The sequence below is a fragment of the Acidovorax sp. KNOB132 genome (assembly GCF_057541515.1).
Genome location: NZ_BAAJYT010000008.1, coordinates 1 through 22089, shown reverse-complemented (window position 1 = coordinate 22089; position 22089 = coordinate 1). Strand labels below are relative to the sequence as shown.

At 66.2% G+C, this 22089-nt stretch carries 16 protein-coding genes and 2 pseudogenes; 2 read left to right on the top strand and 16 right to left on the bottom strand.

All coding sequences use genetic code 11. The annotated features are described in order from the left end of the window. Positions 1–111: 111 nt before the first annotated feature. The 8 genes and pseudogenes from AC27IO_RS02605 to AC27IO_RS02570 form a co-directional block, all read right to left on the bottom strand. Complete coding sequence (locus AC27IO_RS02605; RefSeq protein WP_498737131.1) at positions 112–1329, bottom strand: NAD(P)/FAD-dependent oxidoreductase; 1218 nt, start codon at positions 1327–1329, stop codon at positions 112–114. Further along, complete coding sequence (cysN, locus tag AC27IO_RS02600) at positions 1326–3233, bottom strand: sulfate adenylyltransferase subunit CysN (RefSeq protein ID WP_498737129.1); 1908 nt, start codon at positions 3231–3233, stop codon at positions 1326–1328. Before cysN ends, AC27IO_RS02605 begins: the two co-directional genes overlap by 4 nt. Further along, positions 3233–4135: pseudogene (gene cysD / locus AC27IO_RS02595) on the bottom strand (sulfate adenylyltransferase subunit CysD); the annotation flags it as partial. The pseudogene cysD and the gene cysN, both read right to left, overlap by 1 nt. Positions 4136–4192: 57 nt before the next feature. Next, positions 4193–5365 carry an MFS transporter gene (locus tag AC27IO_RS02590; RefSeq protein ID WP_284403366.1) on the bottom strand — a complete coding sequence of 391 codons (1173 nt, stop codon included), beginning with the start codon at positions 5363–5365 and terminating at the stop codon, positions 4193–4195. A 56-nt stretch (positions 5366–5421) separates the two neighbouring features. After that, positions 5422–6186: pseudogene (locus AC27IO_RS02585) on the bottom strand (family 3 encapsulin nanocompartment shell protein); the annotation flags it as partial. A gap of 205 nt (positions 6187–6391) precedes the next feature. Further along, positions 6392–7114 carry a sulfotransferase-like domain-containing protein gene (locus tag AC27IO_RS02580; RefSeq protein WP_284403371.1) on the bottom strand — a complete coding sequence of 241 codons (723 nt, stop codon included), beginning with the start codon at positions 7112–7114 and terminating at the stop codon, positions 6392–6394. Positions 7115–7162: 48 nt separating this feature from the next. Beyond that, positions 7163–8146, bottom strand: coding sequence for an aldo/keto reductase (locus AC27IO_RS02575; RefSeq protein ID WP_498737126.1), 984 nt, complete (start codon positions 8144–8146; stop codon positions 7163–7165). A gap of 59 nt (positions 8147–8205) precedes the next feature. Further along, on the bottom strand, positions 8206–11883 hold the full coding sequence (locus AC27IO_RS02570) for a non-ribosomal peptide synthetase (protein WP_317353998.1): 3678 nt from the start codon (positions 11881–11883) through the stop codon (positions 8206–8208). Positions 11884–11893: 10 nt separating this feature from the next. Between AC27IO_RS02570 and AC27IO_RS02565 the strand changes: the two genes are divergently transcribed. After that, the gene (locus AC27IO_RS02565; RefSeq protein ID WP_317354001.1) at positions 11894–12199 is read left to right on the top strand and encodes a hypothetical protein; all 306 of its coding nucleotides are present in this window, start codon (positions 11894–11896) and stop codon (positions 12197–12199) included. A gap of 613 nt (positions 12200–12812) precedes the next feature. Here the strand turns inward: AC27IO_RS02565 and AC27IO_RS02560 are convergent. The 8 genes from AC27IO_RS02560 to cyoA all read right to left on the bottom strand — a co-directional run bounded on the left by AC27IO_RS02560 (position 12813) and on the right by cyoA (position 20483). After that, positions 12813–13361, bottom strand: coding sequence for a BON domain-containing protein (locus AC27IO_RS02560; RefSeq protein ID WP_317354004.1), 549 nt, complete (start codon positions 13359–13361; stop codon positions 12813–12815). Positions 13362–13558: 197 nt separating this feature from the next. After that, entirely contained in the window at positions 13559–14095 is a 537-nt protein-coding gene (locus AC27IO_RS02555) for a response regulator transcription factor (RefSeq protein WP_284399448.1), read from the bottom strand. Continuing rightward, positions 14085–15422: an ATP-binding protein gene (locus tag AC27IO_RS02550; RefSeq protein ID WP_317354009.1), complete on the bottom strand. Its 1338-nt coding sequence runs from the start codon at positions 15420–15422 to the stop codon at positions 14085–14087. Before AC27IO_RS02550 ends, AC27IO_RS02555 begins: the two co-directional genes overlap by 11 nt. Continuing rightward, entirely contained in the window at positions 15406–16290 is an 885-nt protein-coding gene (locus tag AC27IO_RS02545; RefSeq protein WP_372588170.1) for an SURF1 family protein, read from the bottom strand. The genes AC27IO_RS02550 and AC27IO_RS02545 overlap by 17 nt, the downstream gene beginning before the upstream one ends. After that, positions 16287–16715, bottom strand: a complete 429-nt coding sequence (gene cyoD / locus AC27IO_RS02540) for a cytochrome o ubiquinol oxidase subunit IV (RefSeq protein WP_272564074.1) — start codon at positions 16713–16715, stop codon at positions 16287–16289. Before cyoD ends, AC27IO_RS02545 begins: the two co-directional genes overlap by 4 nt. After that, positions 16712–17353, bottom strand: a complete 642-nt coding sequence (gene cyoC / locus AC27IO_RS02535; RefSeq protein WP_284403380.1) for a cytochrome o ubiquinol oxidase subunit III — start codon at positions 17351–17353, stop codon at positions 16712–16714. Before cyoC ends, cyoD begins: the two co-directional genes overlap by 4 nt. Further along, complete coding sequence (cyoB, locus tag AC27IO_RS02530) at positions 17346–19349, bottom strand: cytochrome o ubiquinol oxidase subunit I (RefSeq protein ID WP_284428811.1); 2004 nt, start codon at positions 19347–19349, stop codon at positions 17346–17348. Before cyoB ends, cyoC begins: the two co-directional genes overlap by 8 nt. A gap of 54 nt (positions 19350–19403) precedes the next feature. Continuing rightward, complete coding sequence (gene cyoA / locus AC27IO_RS02525; RefSeq protein ID WP_272564071.1) at positions 19404–20483, bottom strand: ubiquinol oxidase subunit II; 1080 nt, start codon at positions 20481–20483, stop codon at positions 19404–19406. 176 nt (positions 20484–20659) lie between these two features. On the opposite strand from cyoA, the gene AC27IO_RS02520 reads away from it, so the two are divergent. Then, entirely contained in the window at positions 20660–22000 is a 1341-nt protein-coding gene (locus AC27IO_RS02520; RefSeq protein WP_498737120.1) for an MFS transporter, read from the top strand. Positions 22001–22089 lie beyond the last annotated feature (89 nt).

Here is a 22089-nt window from a genome sequence, read left to right as displayed (position 1 = left end):
TGGGGCAACGGCCGGAGCGCCCTGTAGCGGCTTGGCCTGAGCCATTGGGCAAAAGATGGCCGGCCGCATCGATCAGGCGCCCATGGCGTTTCGATTCAGGCCCACCGCCACTCATGGCAGTGCTTCGAGGCGCTCGCATGGGGCTTCGGCAAGGGTGGGCCGGTCCGGGCTCAGAGCGGCGGCCGAAAGCCCGCGTTCGACGAAATGGTCCGGCAGGCCCCCCGTGAGGACCAGGGAGGCCAAGGCTTGTCCCACCGCCGGTGCGATCTGGATGCCGTACCCGCCCAACGCGGCGGCCCAGAAGAAGCCGGGCGCATTCCCGGCGGCCCCGAGCACGGGCGAGCCATCGGCAACAAAGCTGCGAAGGCCTGCCCAGCGGTGGGCCACGCGATGCACCGCCAGGGTGGTGGCCTGTTGCAGCCGATCGACCGCAACGGCCACATCCCACTCCTCGGGCTGCACGTCGCAGGGCGGCATGGGGGTTTCGTCGCTGGGGCTGACCAGCAGGCGCCCGGCCTCGGGCTTGAAATAGAAGGTGTCGGCAAGGTCCGTCACCATCGGCCAGGACGCCAGCGCGGGCTGGCCGGGCATGCCGTCGGGCAGGTCCACGATCACGGCGGTGCGCCGCTTGGGCACCAGGTCGATGGTCGCCACGCCGGCCTGGCGCGCGACCTCGTCGGCCCAGGCGCCTGCGGCGTTCACCAGGCAGGGCGTGTGAAACCGGCCCGCCACCGTGTGGACGGTCCAGTGGCCCGACGCATCGCCCTCGGCGCATTCGACCCCCGCGGCGGTCTGCACGCGGCCGCCGGCGGCCCGGATGCCGCGCAGGTAGCTCTGGTGCAGTGCATCGACGTCGATGTCCATGACCGAGGGGCGCCACACGGCGCAGCGGTAAGGCCTCGGGTCGATGACCGGGCAGCGCGACAGCGCCGCGTCCAGCCCGATCACGCGGGCGGGTTGGTGGGCATGGTGGCCGGCAGCCAGGGCGGTGTCGATGCGGCCGCAGTCCACGTCGTCCTGCGTTGCCAGCGCCACCACGCCGCGCGGCGCCACGAGCGGCACTGAAGCAAAGCCGACAGGGGGTGCTTCGAAAAACGGGCGGCTGGCCGCGGTGAGCGCGCGGACCGTCCGGTTACCGAAATATTCTGAAAACAGGGCGGCCGAACGGCCGGTTGCGTGGTAGCCGCAATGCGCCTCGCGCTCCAGCAGCAGCACCCGCCGGTGCTGCGCCAGTGCCCAGGCGCAACTGGCCCCGGCCATGCCCCCGCCCAGGACGATGGCGTCCCAGTGCGACTCGGCGCCCGTGCCGGCAGAGCCGGTGCGGCTCATGCGGCGGCGGCGGTGCGCGCCGCCGAGGGCGGCACCACCAGCCCCGCGGCGATGAGCCGGGAGACGATGCAATCGGCGGCCTGTTCGGGCGACATGTACGCCGTCTGGATGTGGATGTCCGGCTGCTCCGGCGGCTCGTAGGGCGAGTCGATGCCGGTGAAGTTCTTCAGGGCGCCGCTGCGGGCCTTTCGGTACAGCCCCTTCGGGTCGCGCTGCTCGGCGAGCTCCAGCGGCGCGTCGATGAACACCTCCAGGAACTCGCCAGCCTCCAGCAGCGCGCGCGCTGCACGCCGTTCGGCACGGAACGGCGAGATGAAAGCCACCAGCACGATCAGCCCGGCATCCACCATCAGCCTGGCGACTTCGCCCACCCGGCGGATGTTCTCGACCCGGTCGGCATCGGTGAACCCCAGGTCTTTGTTGAGGCCGTGCCGGACGTTGTCCCCGTCCAGCAGAAAGCTGTGGCAGCCGCGCCGGTGCAACTGCTGCTCCACCCGATTGGCGATGGTCGATTTGCCGGCGCCGGAAAGCCCGGTGAGCCACAGCACGCAGCCTTTCTGGTGCTTGATGGCGGCCCGCTGCGCCTTGCTGACCTGGGTGTGGTGCCAAACGAGGTTGTCGGCATCGCGCAGGGCACGCACGAGCATGCCCGCCCCGGAGGTCTCGTTGTCGATCCGGTCGATCAGCAGGAACCCGCCGGCGTCGCGGTTGAGGTCGTAGGCGTCAAAGGCGATGGGCTGGTCCAGGGTCAGCTCGACCAGGCCCACCGCGTTCATGTCGAGCTGGTCCGCAGGCAGCCGGTCGAAGGTTTCGATGTCCACCCGGTGGACGATGCGCGTGACGGTCGCACCCACGGTGCGGGGGCCGCATTTGAGCCAGTACCCGCGGCCAGGAAAGAGAGGGGTTTCGCTGAACCAGACCATGTCGGCTTCGATGCGGTCGGCCACTTCCGCGGGAGAGGCCGGGTCGGCGATGAGATCGCCGCGCGAGACGTCGAGCTCGGCATCCAGCACCAGGGTGACCGACTGGCCTGCCGTGGCGGCCGGCAGATCCCCATCGTACGTGACGATGCGCTTCACGCGGGCCAGCTGGGCGCGGGGCTGCACCACCACCGCGTCGCCCACGCGCACGCTGCCCGCTGCCACCGTGCCTGCCAGGCCCCGAAAGTCTTCGCTCGGCCGGTTCACCCATTGCACCGGAAACCGAAGCGGCTGTCGCGCGGCGCCTGCCTCGTCGACCTCCGTGGCCTCCAGGCACTGTCCGAGCGTGGGCCCCTGGTACCACGGCGTTTGAAGGCTGCGCTCGACCAGGTTGTCCCCTCGCAGGGCCGACATGGGAATGCACACCGGGGCAGGCAGGCCCATCTGCTGCGCCAGCGCGCAGAACTCCGCTTCGATCTCGGCGAAGCGGTCTTCGCGGTAGTCCACCAGGTCCATCTTGTTGACCACCAGGGCCAGGGCCCGGATGCCCAGCAGCGCGGCGATGTAGGCATGCCGCCGGGTCTGGCTGAGCACCCCTTTGCGCGCATCCACCAGCACCATCGCCGCGCCGGCGTTGGAGGCCGCGGTGGCCATGTTGCGCGTGTACTGCAGGTGGCCCGGTGTGTCGGCCAGGATGAATTTGCGCGTGGGCGATGAGAAGTAGCGGTAGGCCACGTCGATGGTGATGCCCTGTTCCCGCTCGGCCACCAGGCCATCGACCAGCAGCGCGAAGTCGAGCGCACCGCCCTGCGTGCCTGACTTGCGGGAGTCGGCGGCCAACGCCTGCAACTGGTCCTCGTAGAGGCTCTTGGATTCGTACAGCAGCCGGCCGATCAGCGTGCTCTTGCCGTCGTCCACGCTGCCGCAGGTGATGACACGCAGCAGGCTGCGCTGCGGCGCGGGAGAGGGTTGGGTGCCGCTCATCAGAAATACCCCGCCTGTTTCTTCAGTTCCATGGAGCCTTTGCCATCGTGGTCGATGGCCCGGCCTTGCCGCTCGGAGGTGTGCGCCGCCAGGGTCTCGGCAATGATCGCCTCCAGCGAATCGGCATCGCTTTCGATGGCGCCGGTGAGCGGGTAGCAGCCCAGCGTGCGAAAGCGCACCCGCCGCATCCGGGGGTGTTCGCCCGGGGCGAGGGGCAGGCGCTCGTCGTCCACCATGAGCAGCATCCCGTTGCGCTCCACCACGGGCCGTTCCTTGGCGAAGTACAGCGGCACGATGGGAATCTGCTCGCGTGCGATGTATTGCCAGATGTCCGCCTCGGTCCAGTTGGAGAGGGGGAACACGCGGATGCTCTCGCCCTGGTGCTTGCGGGTGTTGTAGACCCGCCAGAGCTCGGGCCGCTGTCGCCGCGCATCCCAGCGGTGGTGCACCGACCGCAGCGAGAACACGCGTTCCTTGGCGCGCGATTTTTCTTCGTCGCGGCGCGCTCCGCCGAAGGCGGCGTCGAACCGGTGGTGGTCCAGCGCCTGCTTGAGCGCCTGGGTTTTCATCAGGTCGGTGTGCACCGCCGATCCATGCACGAACGGGTCGATGCCCATCGCGATGCCGTCGGGGTTGCTGTGCACGAGCAACTCCATGCCGGTGTCCCGCGCCCGCTGGTCCCGGAAGGCGATCATCTCGCGGAACTTCCAAAGCGTGTCCACGTGCAGCAGCGGGAATGGCGGCCGTGCGGGGTAGAACGCCTTCATCGCGAGGTGGAGCATCACCGAGCTGTCCTTGCCGATGGAATACAGCATGACGGGGTTGTCCGCCTCCGCCACCGTCTCGCGCAGGATGTGGATGCTCTCGGCTTCCAGTCGCTGCAGATGATCGAGAAACATGTCGTCGGCTCCTTGGAAAAAAGAGGTGTCTGAATATGAGGGTGTGGCCGGAGGCGTGCCTCATGACGGCAGCGATGGCCGCCCGCGAGCGCGCAGCGGCATCCACAGCAGCATTACGCCGACCGTGCTGGCCAGCGTGGCCGCCAGCATCACGCCGTAGATCTCGGCATAGCCGAAGCGGGCCGCAACGAACCCGGCCACGACGCCCCCGGCAGCGATGCCCAGATCCCAGAACGAGGTGAACATGCCGAGCGCGGCGCCGTGGTGGGCCGGCTCGGTCTTCTGGATGACGATCAGTGCCAGCGAGGGGTAGAACAGCGAGAGTCCGAGCCCCATCGCCAGCCCACCCAGCACCGCCACCATGAGGTTGGGCGCGATGGCGAGCAGCAGCAGGCCCACGGCCTCGCCCAATGCCGCCCACAGGGCAACGCGATATGGCCCGAACTGGTCGGGCCAATGGCCAAGAAAAAGCCGTGATCCCACATATGCGAAGCCGAACACGTTGAATGCCAGGATGCCGTTGTCGATGCCCTTGGCCGCCATGTACAGCGAGACGAACGAGGCCAGCGCGGCATACCCCATGGACCCCAGCGCCAGGGTGACGCCAGGAAGGCACGCCGACCGAGGAAAGAGGGCGCTTTTGGCCGCCGCGGGCACCTTTGGGGGCGCGGGCTTGGCCATGACGAAAGCGAAGCCGGCCAGGGGCGCGGCAACGCAGAGCATCCAGACGGCGGAGAACCCGGCTGCCTGCATCAGCGCCGCGCCGGCCAGCGCCCCCAGCGTCACGCCCGACCACATGCTCACCCCGTAGAGCCCGATGATCTTTCCGCGCCGGGCTGTCGGCGCAAGCCCCACCAGCCAGGTGGCCCCGGCGGTGAAGGCGCAACCTTCGCCCATGCCGTGCAGCACCCGTACGGCAGTCAGCACATCCACCCGCTGCGCCATGGCGTAGCCGGCGCCGGCCAGCACGCAAAGGAGGGCGCCCAGCAGCATCAGCGTCCGGTGCCCGATGCGGTCCGACAGCCGGCCGGCGACGGGCCGGGTGAGCACCACCGCCACCGCGATGGCGGCGATGACGGTGCCCACGTCCACATCGCTGCCGCCGAGCGCGTCCTTGACGTAGAAGGGCAGCACCGACAGCGTGGCGCCGATGCCCAGATGGCAAAAGAAAAGGCCGAGGAAGATCGGCATGAAAGGCCGGTAGAAAGCCAGGCCGGTCTGTGGGGCATTCATGGGGGCGGTCCTTGTCGGTGGGCGCGCGGGCCATCCCGCGCGCGGTGCTGCGGGGCTCAGTCGGCCTTCACGACATGGAAGAAGTGCGTGGGCAGGTGCACTGCCAGCCCTTCGTAGATCTCCGCGCAGACCGCCGTGCCTTCCGTGGCGAAGGTGCCGGCGGGTGGCGTGCCCACGCGGATGACCGACTTGCCCGTGTGCAGGATGCGCGCCGCAACCGCGAAATCGCCGACCAGCGCACAGCCCGGGGCCACCATGCGGGTGCGCACGATCTTCGTGCCGTTTTGCTGCAGGTCGCCCAGGATGCCTTTGCCCAGAAGGCCGTGGTAGTAGTCCACCGGGTTCACGATCATGGCGTGCGCGGTGGCACCGTTTTGCTCGATCGCGTTGCAGGCGGCCATGATGCCGTCGAAGTAGCTGGTGGCGTATGGCAGCCGCGTTACGCCGGGATGGTTGAGCAGGCCGTGCGGGCCGAAGGTGAGCGCCTGGTTTTCCGCCGTGGCCAGGCGCACGAGAAGCCGGTAGTCGATGAATTCGGCGATGCCGCGCTCGTCGCCCGCCAGTTCCGGCGGCAGCTGGACCCAGGCCGAGATCGGGCGCACGATGCCTTCGCCCATGCCGAAGCGGAAGGTGGCCTCCTGGCGCAAGTCTCCTTCGTGGATACCGCCGGTCTCCACTTTTGGGGGGCGGCTCTCGGACCAAAAGCGGTTGTGCGTCTCGCTCACCAGGCGCTTCCTGAAGAGCTGGCTCACCATCAGGCGGGGCCGGTCCTGCGTGGGCTTGAAGGCCTCGGTGATGGTGAAGTCGAAGTGCACTTCGGTCGTGTCCCCTTTTTTTCAGGTACGCCTGGGCGAACTGTTCGCCGGAGGACAGGGCCTCGACGGGGCGGAGGGGGGCGATGGCATTGGCTTGGATCGACGACATGGTGTTGGCTGCTTTCTCTCGGTTGGGAAGGGGTGAGAACGACGTGAAAGGCGGAACGTGTCTGGAAGGGAACTGGGTGGCAATCGCGCGGACGCGCGAACCTCAAATGGCGTGCTGTACGAGCTGCTGGTAGAACGGGTAGTGGTGATCGAAGTACCCCTTCAGCAGCGGGTTGTTGGCCACGGTGTCCGGGTACGCCTTGGCGGTGGCCGCAAAGCCCGAACTGCGCATCGCGTCCAGATGCCATTGGCGGGTGCGGCTCCATTCCGGCCGATCGCCGGGCTGCCATTGAAGGGCCGAGGCGATGAAGGGCAGGCCGACTTCTTCGCAATAGCGCTGCACCACGGCTTGCGGTGTCTTGACCAGGCGGTCGGCATCGACGAGCACCGGGGCCGACCCCTTGAGCCGGGTGGCCAGCTCGAAGATCTCGAAAAGGTGTTCGTAGCCCACTTCATGCAAGGCGATGGTCGGCTTCATGTGGTACATCGAACTGATCGTCGGCGCAGGGTCGCGCACGATGAAGGTGTGTTCGATGTCCGCCACCTCCTCGGGGTGGTCGAACAGGTACCGGTAGCGGTGCTCCACCGTGTCCTTGAAGAACACGGGGCGATGCGCTGCCAGCGTGCGCAGGTGGTCGAAGAAGGCGCGCTCGGACCGCACCACCACCTGGCCGCCCGAACCATCGGGCAGGGGCACTTCGCCCGTGTCGAGCAGTGTCACCAGGGGCTCATGGATCACGGTGACGTCGTTGCGCTCGATCATCATGCGAAGGAAGGCGGTGGACAGCGCGCGTTGATGCGCCCACAGGGCAATGATCTGTTTCATGCAAGGCTCCGGAAAAGGGGGCGAGAGGGGGCTCGGCCGGATGGCCCTTCACTGGGACCACGCGGTGGGCGAGCGGTCCCAGCGGTGCGCGCGCAGCGTCTGCAGCAGCGGAGCCTCCATCCGGCGCCCGTCGCTCACGCTCAGATTGGCCTCGACGTTGCGCAGCTGGCGCATGCCGGGAATCACCGTCGAGACTGCCGGGTGGTGCAGGATGAAACGCAGCGCCATCTCGGGCAAGGCCATGCCCTCGGGCAACACCGTGCGCAGCCGCTCGGCGCGGTCCACGGTGGGGCCAAGGTTTTCCGGCCCGAAGTAGGTCGATCGCCAGTCCTCGGCCGGGAACACCGTGTCGTGGGACAGCGTTCCCGTCAGCCCGCCCTCATCGAAAGGCACCCGCGCGATGAGGCCGATGTCGTTCTGAGCAGCCACCTGGAACAGCCGGTCTTCCGGGGCCTGATCGAAGATGTTGTAGATCACCTGGATCACGTCGATCAGCCCGGTGTCGATGGCCCGCAGGCAGTTGTCCGGCTCCCAGCGGTTGACGCTGATGCCGATGCCCTCGATCAGCCCTTCGGCACGCAGGTCCCCCAATGCGCGCTGCCATTCTTCTTCGTGCGCCCAGCGATCTTCCCAGACGTGCAGCTGCATCAGGTCGATGCGATCCGTGCCCAGGTTTTCCAGGCTCTTCATCGTGAACTCGCGGATGTGATCGGCCGGAAAGACGTCCTGCAGGCGGTCACTCGGTCGGGGCGGCCATTCACGGTTCTTCGGCGGGATCTTGGTTGCCACGTACAGCCGGTCGCCCGTGTGCGCACGCAGCAGGCTGCCCAGCATCTGCTCGCTGATGCCGCGCCCGTACACCCAGGCGGTGTCGAAGAAGTTGCAGCCCAGTTCCACCGCGCGCTCCAGGCAGCGCGGCGCCGTTTCGTAGTTGGCGCCAGTGAAGTTGCCCGGACCTCCCGCGATCCCCCACATGCCATAGCCCACTTCGCTCACCTGCCAGCCAAGCCGGCCCATTCGTCGATAGTGCATCGCGCCCACTCCTGTCGATCAAAGAAAAGAAATACGGGAAACCAAAGCAGTTGAGGGGATCAGCCCACGGCCGATGGCGCTGCGGCACCGGACCGGAGCAACTGCCGCGCGTAGCGGCCGATGGAGGCTGAGAAGTCCCTGCCGTCTTCCGCGGCCATGGCCTGCTCCAGCCCCGCACATTCGTCGCGCCGGAAAAGACGGGGGTTGTCCGTCAGCAGTGCGGACAGGGCGTCGGCGAAGGCCCGTTCATCGCCTGCGGCTGGCAGCAGGCGGCGGACCACGGTGAGTGCCCGCGGGCCGCCCGCTGCCACGGCCGCATCGAGCCGCTCCATCCAGGCCGTGCAGGACACCTGCGGCATCGGGGTGCCGGCGGCTTCGAAGATCGTCGGAAAGGCCATTCGCTGTGGATGCAGCAAATGGAAGGTGCGGCCCCATGCCTGGGGCGAACGCATGGCGAGCACCACGCGGCGCGCCACGTAGTCCGCAGGCGACCAGTCGGAGACGATCTCCGCGGCCGGCCGGACCCCCAGGTGCGCGATGGCCGTCAGCAGAAAGTGGGTCAGCGCGCGCTCATTGGGCAGCTGAAGCAGACCCTCTGCGGCGGCCGGCATGACCTCGCCCAGCCGGTAGATCGATACGTTGGCGCCTTGCCTTCGCGCTGCGTCGAGCAGGCGCTCCGCTGCCCATTTGGAGCGGCTGTAGCCACTGGCGGGCCGGACGCCCTGAGCGAGGTCGAAGTCCTCGGCGAGCGGCGAAGCCTGCAGCGCGGCGTGCTGGTCCAGCGTCCCGAGGGTGGAGATGTGGTGCAGCGGCTTGGCCCGGCCCTCCAGGGCCAGGCGCAGCGCCTCCCGGGTGCCCAGAACATTGGTCGCGCGGTGGGCGCCGTAGTCGTACAGAAAGTTGACCATCGCCCCGCAATGCAACACGGCGTCGCACGATTGCGAGAGCTGGCGCCAGGCGGCCGCTTCCAGGCCGAAGGCCGGCTGGCCCAGATCGCCCGGAACGGCCACCAGCCGGCCTGCAAAGTCCGGCCGCCACAGGCCTCGTTCCTGCAAGTCTTTTTCCATTGCCGACTGTGCGTTGCCGGCATGCCGGCACAGGGCATGCACCGTCGCGGTGGCGTCGCTCGACAGGATTTCGCGAACCAGGTGGCTGCCCACGAAACCGGTGGCACCCGTCATGAAGATGCTGGAAGGCCGCCTTGGTGCGTTGTGATCCGACCGGCGCGCTGCGACCCAGCCGGCGGGCAGCGTGGCGTCGCGTTCCATCGCCTGTTCGTCCTGGGGTTCCTGGCTTTCTTCGCGGCCTTCGCAATGGCCCGGGGTGGCGCTGCGCTGTTTCGCTTCGATGCAGCCAGCGATCTGCCGCGCGGTCGGCTGCGCCATCAGTTCCGCGATGCGCACGGGCACGCCAAAGCGTTTTTCCAGCGACACGATCAGCGACACGGCCTGCAGCGAATCGCCGCCATGGTCGAAAAATGGATCGTCCGCGCCCAGGGCCGGCTGGTGTAACTGACGGCGAAAGACCGCCAGCACGGCATCGGCCAGCGAAATGCCCGCGTCTTGCTGCACGGACGTGTCCGCCGCGGTGTCCAGGGCAGGGCGCTCGAGCTGGCTCAGCAGCGCCCTGCGGTCGAGCTTGCCGTTGTCGGTGGTCGGCATCTCTGCCAGCAGCACGATGTGCCGCGGCACGGTGTGGCGCGGCAATGCCCCGCGCAGGTGGGATTCCAGCGCGTCGCGTGTCAGGCCGGCATCGCCGGCGGCAAACAAGGCCAGTGCCCGGTCGTCACCTTGGCCCACGGTCATCGCTTTGGCGTGGTTCACGCCAGGGCATTGCTCGGCGGCGCTTTCGATTTCGCCCAGTTCGATGCGCACCCCACCGACCTTCACCTGAAAATCCCTGCGGCCCGAAAAGCGCAGCCGGCCCAGGCTGTCGAAATAGCCGAGGTCGCCGGTGCGGTAGAGCTTGGTCCCCGCAATCGAGGCAAAAGGGTTGTCCACAAAGGCGGCCGCCGTGCGCTGTGCATCGTGCAGATAGCCGTTACCGACGCACACGCCGCCCACCAGCAGTTCGCCCCGGGCGCCGGGCGGCAAGGGCCGAAGCGCCGAGTCCACGACGACGACATTGCAGTTGTCGATCGGCCGTCCCAGCGGGATCGACAGTCCGTCGGCATCCTCGACTGGGTGGAACACCATTCCGATCGAGGTTTCCGTCGGACCATACGCATTGGTGATGCGCAGCTCTGGCAGGATGGCACGCAGCCGGTGCACCATTTGCGGCGTGATCTCTTCGCCACCTACCACCAGTTCACGCAGCGTGGCGAGCCGACGGCGGATGTCATGGCTGTGCTCTGCCAGCACCACCAGTTGGTTGAACACGCTGGGCACGAAATCCGTCATGTCGACGCCGTGCCGTGCAATCGTCTCTACCGTGCCTTCGAGGTCGAGGTGGGCCCCCTCCTGCGGAATCACGGTGCTGCCCCCGGCCGTCAGCGGCCAAAACAACTGCCATACCGACGAATCGAAGGTGTGCCGCGTGTTCTGCAGCACGCACCGTATGCCGCCGTCGCGGTGGAAATAGCGCGTCATGAACTGGAACCGGTTGGACAGTCCCGCATGGTTGTTCATGGCGCATTTGGGCCGTCCGGTCGTTCCAGAAGTGAAGATGCCGTAGATGGCCTGTTCAGGGGCAATAGGAGCCTGGATGCGGGCGGCTGAGGTGCCGTCGAGAAGAGCGACGTCGACCGCCACCGCACGGTTCCGGTGACTGGCCGGTACGTTGGAAGCGTCGGTGCACAGCACCGTGTGGCTGTTCAGCGCCTCCAAGGCTTGCTCGCGACGCTCCATCGGCCAGCCCGGGTCCAAAGGAACGAACGCAGCGCCCAGCTTCATCAGCGCGAAGTAACAGACGGGCAGCTCCAGGCTGTTGCCCAGCAGCACCGGAACGGGCGTGGCCGACCCGGTTCCCCGGGCTGCCAGCAGGCCGGCCAAAGCGTTGGCTTTGCCGTTGAAGTCCCGGTAACTGAGCGCTGAATTGCCGAAAAAATACGCTACCTTGTCCCTGTGGCGATCCGCCGATTGTTCCAGCCAATCGGGAATCGAAAGAAACGGTCCATATTCGTGTGAATGGCCGGAGAGCATATTGATTGCATATTGAAGCGATGCAACTCCAATGCCCGCTGCCTGCGACGCGGATATATTCTTGTCCCCCATCATGGTGCACAGGATTTCCAGATACATCTCGGCAATGGCATTGCAGGCTGGTGCTGCAAAATCGCGGGCATTGGCAATCACCACGGCGGACGCTATTTCATTTTCCAGTTGGCAGTGGATCAGAATTTTGGCGGATCCGATTTCAATGGGAGTGGTGTGGTCCGCCAGTTGCACCATGAGCGCACCATTTTCGGGAATTTTTCTGGATAAATCGATGAATGCACCAACTTGGCTGGCAGGGCATTTTCTCCATTGGGCATCGGTATTGGCAGGCCACAAGGCACGGAACATCGGTTGATGCACTGCCGGCCGCACCTCGAAGCCCGACGTGCGTGGCACGCGGCTGCGCCAGAAGTCCAGCACCGCGACGGGGATTTGCAGGTCGAGCCGGTCGCAGAGCTCGAATGCGGCCACGGCAGCCAATGCCCTGAAGTCCATCCGCGCTTCGCCGTCCGGCACAACCTCTGCCCGACGCGAGTACTGCCCCAGAACGTGGCTGCCGAGGGCGTAGGTGCCACCGGACATTTCTTTTTCTGTGGGATTTTCTGAAGGCTGCCTTGGTGCTTGGGGCTTCGCGCTGTTCACCGTTTCAGGAGCGATCGAAAAATGGCTTGAATCCACCCGCATTGGAATTCCCCTGTTTGTTTTCCATGTTCGCAACCCCATGCCTGCAGTGCTTTCGCAATGGGTGAATACCCATTGCGAAAGCAAAAGACAAAGCTTCGCCCAACTGGATAAATCCAGCGGATTAAAGCGATTCCTTTTTCTGAAGATCCCCGATCCCGTGCTTTTGGTCGATCTGAATTTTTTCGGGGGTTTTTGTTGCGGATTCAGTTTCTAAAAAAACAGGTTTGTTTGTCGATGCCTTTTTTGATCTTTATTTGTATGGTGTGTAAATTATTGTTTCTGTAACTGCTTTTTAATTCGCATTTTTATATTTCGGATAAAAGCCCGGCTGCCTTGCCGCATTAACCGTGGGTTTTTGGGGTTTTTTTAGAGGATTCGAAGCCGTGCGTTCGCTTTGCTTGCGTTATCTGCTCAGCCACGCCGCTTGCTGGCGAAGCTAAAAACACTCGCATCGATATTGGTTCATGGCGGCCTGCAGGATCGCCTTCCCCTCGGCTGAGCAGACGGATTTGGGCATGGGTGGGCCTGGGAAACCGCTTTTGGGAGCCTTTGAACTCAGGAATGGACGGCCGCGACGGGCATGGAAGCGGCGCAAGCGCTCCGCTTTCGACGGAGAGGCTTGGGATGAACCTGCTGAAGCGGCGTCGGGCAACGCGCAGATGGCTGCCGCTCCGGCTGCTGGTGCCGCGCGTGCGAACGTGTGAGTGGGGCGCCTCTTCGATTCCAGGGCGCTGGGCGGGCGACTCAGGGCGATGGCATTCCGGTGCCAGATCAGCACCCACGGCCCTTGGACAGATCTGCCCCGGGGGCAGATGGATCGGTGGTGGCTAAGGCTTTGCCTCGGCGGCAGGGGATTGCGCCGCCGGTGCCAGCGGGTAGCGAATCGCATCAGGGGGACCGAGCACCGCCATCTGGTCGATCACCGTGACCACATCGGCCGTCTCTGCCAGTTGTTTCACGAATGCCTCCCGGTCGAAGTCGGCGGCCACGCAGCCCTGTACGTAGATGATGCGTCGCTGGAGCATGAGCCACAGGGTCGACTTGCGGTCCCATTGCGTCTGCTCCGCGATGTGGGTAAGTCGCCGTTTCACGGCCTCGCTGATTTCGCCGTCGTACCGATAGCCGCTGGACAGGCGGCAAGTGCCCTGGATGTAGCAGCTGTTGCCGCGTTCGGCGCGGTAGTGTTCCTCGCGCTGCCATTCCTGCCGGGTCAGCAGCGGCCCCAGGGGTTGCGGGCAGTCCGCCACGGCATGGGAGATCTGAAAGAAAGGGTCGTTGCCCCAATTGCGCAGGTCTTGGTCTGCGCGTGCGGGCGCAATGAAAGCCAGAGCCAGCATGGCGCTGGCAGCCCAACGCGCCTTTTCGGATTGCCGCATGGTGTTTGTTCTCCCTTGGTGTCGATGAGCCTCGCCGGCCTTCAGCGGCGGCCTGCGCTCTCCTGCCTGCGCCAGATTTGGCGAAGGCCCCGCTGTCAGGTCAGTGTGAGCGTACCAATGCTTCCGATCGGTGTCGATGCTTGTACAGGCAGGCATGGCCGGCATCCCTCTGAGCAGGGTGCCCGGTGGAGCGGGACTCAGTTCACGCGCCGCTTGTCCAGCTTGCGTGCCAGGGTGCGCCGGTGCATGCCGAGGCGCCGCGCGGTTTCCGAAATGTTGAAGCCGGTTTCGGCCAGCACCTCGTGGATGCGCTCCCATTCCAGCGTCTTGATCGAGCTGGAGCGGTTGGTCAGCTCCACTTCGATATTGCCCTCGGTTAGGCCGAAGGCGGCCTCGATGTCGTCGGTGTTGGAAGGCTTGGCGAGGTAGTGGCATGCGCCGAGCTTCACGGCCTCCACGGCCGTGGCGATGCTGGCGAAGCCCGTCAGCACGACGATCAGCATGTCTTCGTTGGCGGAGTGGAGCTTCTGCACGCAGGCCAGGCCCGAGGCCTCGCCCTTGAGCTTCAGGTCCACCACGGCGTAGCCCGGCGTGTGCCCGTCCAGCAGCGCCTCCACCTCGGGCAGGTTGGCCGCATGCAGCACGTGGTAGCCGCGCCGTTCGAACGAGCGCGCCAGCGTGCGTGCGAAGGCCTCGTCGTCCTCCACGATCAGCAACAGGCGGTCAGCGTCCATGGTCCGGGGTCTCCTGCAGCGCGACGGCTGCCAGCGGAAGGGTAATGGTGACGGCGGCGCCGCCGGCCGCGCGGTTGCGCGCGGTGATGGTGCCCCCGAGGGTGCGCGCCACGTTGGTGGCCAGGTAAAGCCCCAACCCACCGCCCGGCCGGCCCTTGCTGGACTGGTAGGGCTTGCCGAGCTGCTCCAGCATGGCCGGGGCGAAACCGGGGCCGGCATCGGTGACGGTGATGAGCAGGGCATCGGCCTCCTGCTCAGCCGCCAGGCCCACCCAATGCGGCGACGCATCCCGTGCATTGTCCAACACGTTGAAGACCATCTGCTGCAGGGTGACATCCGAGACCATGGGGCGGTCTTCGCCGAACTGGTTGTCGTAGGCGAACGTGCCCACGGGCCGCGTGCTGCGCCACTCCTCGGCCAGTTGGTCGAGGAAGGTGCACACGGTGGTCTGCATCGATTCCTCGCCCCGGGTTTCTCCGGCCGACAGCAGGATGCCGCTCACGATGGTCTTGCAGCGCCGCACCTGGGCCTGCATCTCGGCGATCTCGGCCTGCAGCTCGGCATCCTGCGCCAGGGCCGGCATGCGGCGCCAGTCGCCTAGGATCACGGCCAGGGTGGACAACGGCGTGCCCAGCTCGTGGGCCGCGCCAGAGGCCAGCAGCCCGGTGCGGACGATGTGGTCTTCTTCGGCGGCGCGCTGGCGCATGGTGGCCAGCCGGGCGTCGCGCTGGCGCAGGTTGCGGCCGATGCGCGTGATGAAGATCACCAGCAGCACGGCGTTCAGCATGAAGCACACCAGCATGCCCAGCACGTAGGGGCTGTACAGCCCCCGGTCGTGGTCCAGCGGCAGGGCGAGCGGGCGGCTGAACAGGGCCAGCCCGCACAGGCAGGCCACCGTCATGGCGACGATGGTCCAGGTGTAGCCCGCGCGCAGCAGCACGGCGGCCAGCGTGACCTGCAGCAGGTACAGGAAGACAAATGGGTTGGTGGTGCCGCCGCTCAGGTAGAGCTGGGCGGTGAGCATGGCCACGTCCACCACCATGGCGAAGAACAGCTCCACGTTGCGCACGCGGCGGCCGATGCGCCAGCGCAGCAGGCTGGCCGTGTTGAACACGACCAGGGCGCCCAGCACCATCAGCATGGCCTGCAGCGGCAGGATTATGCCCAGGCTGTAGTGCACCACCTCGATGGTGAAAAGCTGCCCGATCACGGCGATCCAGCGCAGCTGGATCAGCTGCTGCAGGTTCTTGAGCCCGGTGGAGTCCGCTACTGCCGCCCGCGTGCGCGGCGCGGGCCGTTCGGCCGGGGCGTCAGGGGACAGCGGCATCGGTGGCGGGCGAAGCGTGGTGCTGGCGGCGCCTGCGGTCGTCGCGCCATACGTACCAGGCACCCGCGGCCACCATCAGGGCCAGCGTGTACCAGGTGATGGCATAGACCAGGTGGCTGTTGGGGAAACGCACCACCGTCAGGCCGCCGACGGGCCACTGGAGGGCGTCCGCTGACGTGCCCGTGGTGGCGGTGGCGGTGGCGGTGGGTGCGGCGGAGCGGGGGGCGGCGTCCTCGTCCACGAAATAGGGCGCGATGCCGGCCACGCCGCGCGCGGCGGCAATGGCGGCCACATCTCGGGAGAACCAGCGGTCGGCGGTGGGGTCGTTGTGCCGCAAAAACCCACCTCCGGGCTCGCTCAGTCGCAGCAGGCCGGTCACCTCGGTCTCGCCCTGGGGCGCGGGGGCGGTGCGTGCGGCGGGATCGCGGGCCTGCGGCGGCACGAAGCCCCGGTTGACCAGCACGGCCGTGCCATCGGCCTGCCGCAGCGGCGTCACCACCCAGAAGCCGGCGCCCAGCGTGGTGTTGGCCTGTACCAGCGCCTCCTTGGCGTGGTCGAAGGTGCCGCGAAGGCGCACATGGCGGTACTCGGCGTCGCGCGCCGCATCGGGGCTGCGCTGCCATTCGGCGGGGGAGGGGGGGGCGGTGGGAGCGGCATGGATGCGTTGCTCCACGCGCTCGATGAGATCCAGTTTCCAGGCGCGGCGTGCCACTTGCCAACTGCCCAGCGCCACGAGCGTGGCAAACACCAGCAGCGCGCACACCCCCATCGCGGCCAGTCCCGCCCGGGAGCGGGGCGGGGCGGGCCTGTCCGCGCCCGTGGCGGGCGCGGGAGAGGATGCAGTCGCGCTGCCGGAGATCGGGGTCAAGGCATGTTCTTCATGTCGTGGATCGACATGGGCATCATGTTGTGGTTGAGGTGGAACATCACCCACAGCGAGCCCGCCAGCGTGATGACCACGAGCACGACGGTAAAGACCAGTGCCAGCATGTTCCAGCCGCCTTCGGACTTGGTGTTCATGTGCAGGAAGTACACCATGTGCACCACGATCTGCACCGCGGCGAAGCCCAGGATGACCAGGGCCGTGGTGCTCGACTGCTCGAACACCTTGCCCATCACGAGCCAGAACGGAATCGCGGTCAGGATGACCGATGCGACGAAGCCGATCACGTAGTCGCGCATGGAGCCGTGGCTGGCGCCATCGTCTTCATGGTGGTGATCGTGGTGGTCGTCGTGGCCGTGGTGGCCATCGTGGGTGTCGGTGAGGTTCTGGTGGTTGTGGGGGGTGCTCATGGCAGGACTCCCATCAGGTAGACGAAGGTGAAGACGCCGATCCAGACCACGTCCAGAAAGTGCCAGAACATGGACAGGCACAGCAGGCGGCGGCGGTTGGCGGGGGTCAGGCCGTGCTTCTTGAGCTGGAACAGCAGCACGACGAGCCAGATGATGCCGAAGGTGACGTGCAGGCCGTGCGTGCCCACCAGGCCGAAGAAGGCCGACAGGAACGCGCTGCGCTGCGGACCGGCGCCTTCGTGGATCAGGTGGTTGAACTCGTACAGCTCCAGGCCGATGAAGGCCGCGCCCAGCAGGCCGGTGATGGCCAGCCACACGATGGTGCGGTTGACCTTCTTCTTTTGCATCTCCAGCATGGCAAAGCCATACGTGATCGAAGACAGCAGCAGCATGGACGTGTTCAGCGCCACCAGCGGCAGGTCGAACAGGTCGGCGCCGGACGGGCCGGCGGCGTAGCTGCGGCCCAGCACGCCGTAGACGGCGAACAGGCAGGCGAAGATGAGGCAGTCGCTCATCAGGTAGATCCAGAAGCCCAGCAGGGTGCCGTTCTGCGGATGGTGTTCTTCCGTGAGGTGGAAGACCGGTTTCGCCGGGGCGCCCGAGGCGCCGGGGTGGTGGAGTGCGGTGGTATCAGACATGGCTGGCCAGGAGACGGGTGCGATCGGCTTCGGTGCGGGCAACGGTGTCCGCATCGATGTAGTAGTCGCGTTGGTAGTTGAAGGTGTGGGCGATGCTCACGACCAGCAGGGCGGCGAACGACACGCCGGCCAGCAGCCACATGTGCCAGATCAGCGCGAAGCCCAGCACCGTGCAGATGCCGGCGATGACCACGCCAGCGGCCGTGTTCTTGGGCATGTGCACCGGGATGAAGCCGCTCAGCGGACGCTCGTAGCCGCGCTGCTTCATGTCGTGCCAGGCATCGTTGTCATGCACTTGCGGCGTGAACGCGAAGTTGTAGGCAGGTGGCGGCGACGACGTGGACCATTCCAGCGTGCGGCCACCCCATGGATCGCCCGTCGTGTCGCGCAGGGCTTCGCGGTTGCGCCAGCTGACCACCAGCTGGATCAGGAAGCTGCCGATGCCCAGGGCGATCAGCACCGCGCCGAAGGCGGCGATCTGGAACCAGATCTGCAGCGACATGTCCTCGAAGTGGCTCATGCGGCGCGTGACGCCCATCAGGCCCAGCACGTACAGCGGCATGAAGGCCATCCAGAAGCCGATCAGCCAGAACCAGAACGAGCACTTGCCCCAGAACGGATCGAGCTTGTAGCCGAAGGCCTTGGGATACCAGTAGTTGATGCCGGCGAACAGGCCGAACACCACGCCGCCGATGATCACGTTGTGAAAGTGGGCGATCAGGAACAGGCTGTTGTGCAGCACGAAGTCGGCCGGTGGCACCGCCAGCAGCACGCCGGTCATCCCGCCGATCACGAAGGTCACCATGAAGCCGATGGTCCACAGCATGGGCACCTCGAACTTGATGCGGCCCTTGTACATGGTGAACAGCCAGTTGAAGATCTTCGCCCCGGTCGGGATCGAGATGATCATGGTCGTGATGCCGAAGAACGAGTTCACGCTGGCGCCCGAGCCCATCGTGAAGAAGTGGTGCAGCCACACCAGGTACGACAGGATGGTGATCACCACCGTGGCATAGACCATGGAGGCGTAGCCGAACAGCTTCTTGCGGCTGAACGTGGAGACGACTTCGGAGAACACGCCGAACAGCGGCAGGATCAGGATGTAGACCTCAGGGTGGCCCCAGATCCAGATCAGGTTCACGTACATCATCGAGTTGCCGCCGAAGTCGTTCGTGAAGAAGTTGAAACCGGCGTAGCGGTCCAGCGACAGCAGCGCCAGCACGGCCGTCAGCACCGGGAAGGCGGCGACGATCAGCACGTTGGTGCACAGCGAGGTCCACGTGAACACGGGCATCTTCATGAGGCTCATGCCGGGCGCGCGCATCTTCACGATGGTCACCAGCAGGTTGACCCCTGACAGCAGCGTGCCCACCCCCGCGATCTGCAGCGACCAGATGTAGTAGTCCACCCCCACATCCGGACTGTGCAGGATGCCCGAGAGCGGCGGATACGCCAGCCAGCCGGTCTTGGCGAACTCGCCCACGAACAGCGAGGCCATCACCAGCACGGCGCCGCTGGTGGTCATCCAGAAGCTGAAGTTGTTGAGGAACGGGAAGGCCACGTCGCGCGCGCCGATCTGCAGCGGCACCACGTAGTTCATCAGGCCCGTGACCAGCGGCATCGCCACGAAGAAGATCATGATCACGCCGTGGGCAGTGAAGATCTGGTCGTAGTGGTGCGGCGGCAGGAAGCCGGGGTTGTCGCCGAAGGCGATGGCCTGCTGCATCCGCATCATGATCGCGTCGGCGAAGCCGCGCAGCAGCATCACCAGCCCGAGGATGATGTACATGATGCCGATCTTCTTGTGGTCGATGCTGGTGAACCACTCGCGCCACAGGTAGCCCCATAGCTTGAAGTACGTCAGCGCACCGAGCACGGCGATGCCGCCGAGCACGACGGCGGCGAACGTCGCGATCAGGATCGGTTCGTGCAGTGGGATGGCCTCCCAGGAGAGGCGGCCAAAGATAAGTCGGGTGAGGTCTGTAGGATCGGACATCGGAGGTCGCGTGCCGTTGGCGCGTGAAAAGTGAGGGGTCTGAACGCGTGCCGCTTAGATCGGCTGCGTGGCAGGGGCCGGGGAGGCCGTCGCGGCGCCCTCGGGGTTCGTGACGGTGCACATGGCGCCCACGTAGCTGCGGGCGGGCGTGTCGGCCAGGCCCAGGCGCGAGCGGGTGGCGTCGTCCAGCGAGGCCACGTTGAACGAACCGGGCTTGCCCAGGCCGCCATTGGCATCGATGGCCATCATGTCCTTCATGCACATGCGGTTGGCTTCCACGCAGCGGTTCAGGATGGCGTCATACAGGCCGGGGGCCACGGTGGCCCAGCGGCGCACGGGGTCGCGTTCGCTGGGCTTTTCCAGCTGCAGGTAGCCGTCGCGGCCCAGTTCGCCGCCGGCGTCCTTGGCCTGCTTGACCCACTGGTCGAAGCCCGCCTGGTCCACGCCATGGAAACGGAAGCGCATGCCCGAGAAGCCTGCGCCGCTGTAGTTGGCGGAGAAGCCCTCGAAGTTGCCCTGCGCGTTGATCACGGCGTGCAGCTTGGTTTCCATGCCGGGCATGGCGTAGATCTGGCCGGCCAGGGCCGGGATGTAGAACGAGTTCATGACCGTCGAGGCGGTGATCTTGAACTGGATCGGGCGGTCCACCGGCGCTGCGATCTCGTTCACCGTGGCGATGCCTTGCTCGGGATACAGGAACAGCCACTTCCAGTCCAGCGCGACGACCTCGATCACCAGGGGCTTGGCGCCTTCCGGCACGGCACGGCCTTCGCTGATGCGGTCGAGGGGGCGGTAGGGGTCCAGTTTGTGGGTGCTGACCCAGGTGATGGCCCCCAGGGCGATGATGATCGCCAGCGGCGCCGACCAGATGATGAGTTCCAGCCCTGTGGAGTGGTCCCAGTCCGGCTGGTACTCGGCCTCGGTGTTGGCCTGGCGATAGCGCCAGGCGAACAGGAAGGTGAGGAAGATCACCGGCACGATGATCAGCAGCATCAGGACGGTCGAGACGATGATCAGATCGCGCTGCTGTGCGGCGATGTCGCCGGAGGGGCTGAGCACGACGGCATTGCAGCCGGCGAGCAGCGCGGCCGCGGGCACTGCGAGCAGTCCGCGAAGTCGGTGGGTGGAGGGCATACCGGGCAAGAAAGGTGGAAGGCGGCACGGATGGCCGCGGGAAGGCGTCGAATCTACGTGAAAACCATTGTGGTGTGAATGGGACGTTTTGTCCTACAGTGGGTTGCGGCTGCCAGAGACAGTTCACTGGCCCGCCAAAGCAAAAACTGCTGGTGCATTCAAAAAGGAGCACGCCGATGACCACATTGACACAGCATTTTCCCGGATCTTCATCGCGCGCCACCACGGAAGAAGACTCCCGGCCCGTACAGAACGGACACTCCCCCGTCGCTCCCGAGGAGATAGCGATCGGCGTGGTGATCGGCCGCGCTTCCGAGTATTTCGACTTCTTCGTCTACGGCATCGCCTCGGTGCTGGTCTTTCCCACCGTGTTCTTTCCCTTCGTGGACCGGCTGCAGGGCACGCTCTACGCCTTCGCCGTCTTCTCGCTGGCCTTCGTCGCACGCCCCTTCGGCACCGCGCTGTTCATGGCCATGCAGCGCCGCTGGGGCCGTGGCACCAAGCTGACGGCCGCGCTGTTCCTGCTGGGTTTTTCCACAGCCGGCATGGCCTTCCTGCCCGGGTATGAAAGCCTGGGGGCCTATTCCATCGTGCTGCTGGCTCTGTTCCGCATCCTGCAGGGGGTGGCGATGGGCGGTTCGTGGGACGGGCTGCCCTCGCTGCTGGCGCTGAACGCGCCGGCCAGCCGCCGCGGCTGGTATGCCATGCTGGGCCAGTTGGGCGCGCCCACCGGCTTCATCATCGCCAGTGCCCTGTTCCTGTTCCTGCACGCCAGCCTGTCGGCGGAAGACTTCATCTCCTGGGGTTGGCGCTATCCGTTCTATGTGGCCTTCGCCATCAACGTGGTCGCGCTGTTCGCCCGCCTGCGCCTGGTCGTGACGGACGAGTACACCAAGCTGCTGGAGGAGCGCGAACTGGAGCCCACGCCCATCGGCGAGATGGTGCGCACCCAGGGCTACAACGTCTTCATCGGCGGTTTCGCGGCGCTGGCCAGCTACGCGCTGTTCCATCTGGTGACCGTGTTTCCCCTGTCCTGGGCGGCCCTGTACCCCGAGCAGCCGATCAATGACGTGTTGTTCGTCCAGCTGATCGGCGGCGTGCTGGCCATCGGCAGCATGATCGCGTCAGGCGTGATCGCCGACCGCCTGGGCCGGCGCACCACGCTGGGCGTGCTGGCGGTGATGATCGCCGTCTACAGCGGTTTCGCGCCCACGCTGATCGGTGGCGGCGCCGTGGCGCTGGATGCGTTCATCCTGATCGGTTTCGTGCTGCTGGGCCTGTCGTACGGCCAGGCGGCCGGCGCGGTGACCGCCAATTTCGCGTCCAAGTACCGCTATACCGGCGCGGCCTTCACCGCCGACCTGGCCTGGCTGGTGGGCGCGGCATTCGCACCGCTGGTGGTGCTGGGCCTGTCCGCGCACTTCGGCCTGTTTGCGGTGAGCCTGTACCTGCTGTCCGCGGCGGCCTGCACGCTGGGGGCCTTGAGCGTCAACCGCATGATCGAACGGCGCGACTGAGATCGGGACCGGGCGGAAGGCGGGCCGGCGCACGGCGCCGGCCGCCACCTTGGGTTGGCGGTATTTGCTATTGAAAAAATTAGCAAAAT

What these genes read in the sequence shown, in the direction of transcription:
- AC27IO_RS02605 (WP_498737131.1), bottom strand. Translation starts at nt 1,329, where the DNA reads ATGAGCCGCACCGGCTCTGCCGGCACGGGCGCCGAGTCGCACTGGGAC.
- cysN (WP_498737129.1), bottom strand. Translation starts at nt 3,233, where the DNA reads ATGAGCGGCACCCAACCCTCTCCCGCGCCGCAGCGCAGCCTGCTGCGT.
- AC27IO_RS02590 (WP_284403366.1), bottom strand. Translation starts at nt 5,365, where the DNA reads ATGAATGCCCCACAGACCGGCCTGGCTTTCTACCGGCCTTTCATGCCG.
- AC27IO_RS02580 (WP_284403371.1), bottom strand. Translation starts at nt 7,114, where the DNA reads ATGAAACAGATCATTGCCCTGTGGGCGCATCAACGCGCGCTGTCCACC.
- AC27IO_RS02575 (WP_498737126.1), bottom strand. Translation starts at nt 8,146, where the DNA reads ATGCACTATCGACGAATGGGCCGGCTTGGCTGGCAGGTGAGCGAAGTG.
- AC27IO_RS02570 (WP_317353998.1), bottom strand. Translation starts at nt 11,883, where the DNA reads ATGTCCGGTGGCACCTACGCCCTCGGCAGCCACGTTCTGGGGCAGTAC.
- AC27IO_RS02560 (WP_317354004.1), bottom strand. Translation starts at nt 13,361, where the DNA reads ATGCGGCAATCCGAAAAGGCGCGTTGGGCTGCCAGCGCCATGCTGGCT.
- AC27IO_RS02555 (WP_284399448.1), bottom strand. Translation starts at nt 14,095, where the DNA reads ATGGACGCTGACCGCCTGTTGCTGATCGTGGAGGACGACGAGGCCTTC.
- AC27IO_RS02550 (WP_317354009.1), bottom strand. Translation starts at nt 15,422, where the DNA reads ATGCCGCTGTCCCCTGACGCCCCGGCCGAACGGCCCGCGCCGCGCACG.
- cyoD (WP_272564074.1), bottom strand. Translation starts at nt 16,715, where the DNA reads ATGAGCACCCCCCACAACCACCAGAACCTCACCGACACCCACGATGGC.
- cyoC (WP_284403380.1), bottom strand. Translation starts at nt 17,353, where the DNA reads ATGTCTGATACCACCGCACTCCACCACCCCGGCGCCTCGGGCGCCCCG.
- cyoB (WP_284428811.1), bottom strand. Translation starts at nt 19,349, where the DNA reads ATGTCCGATCCTACAGACCTCACCCGACTTATCTTTGGCCGCCTCTCC.
- cyoA (WP_272564071.1), bottom strand. Translation starts at nt 20,483, where the DNA reads ATGCCCTCCACCCACCGACTTCGCGGACTGCTCGCAGTGCCCGCGGCC.
- AC27IO_RS02520 (WP_498737120.1), top strand. Translation starts at nt 20,660, where the DNA reads ATGACCACATTGACACAGCATTTTCCCGGATCTTCATCGCGCGCCACC.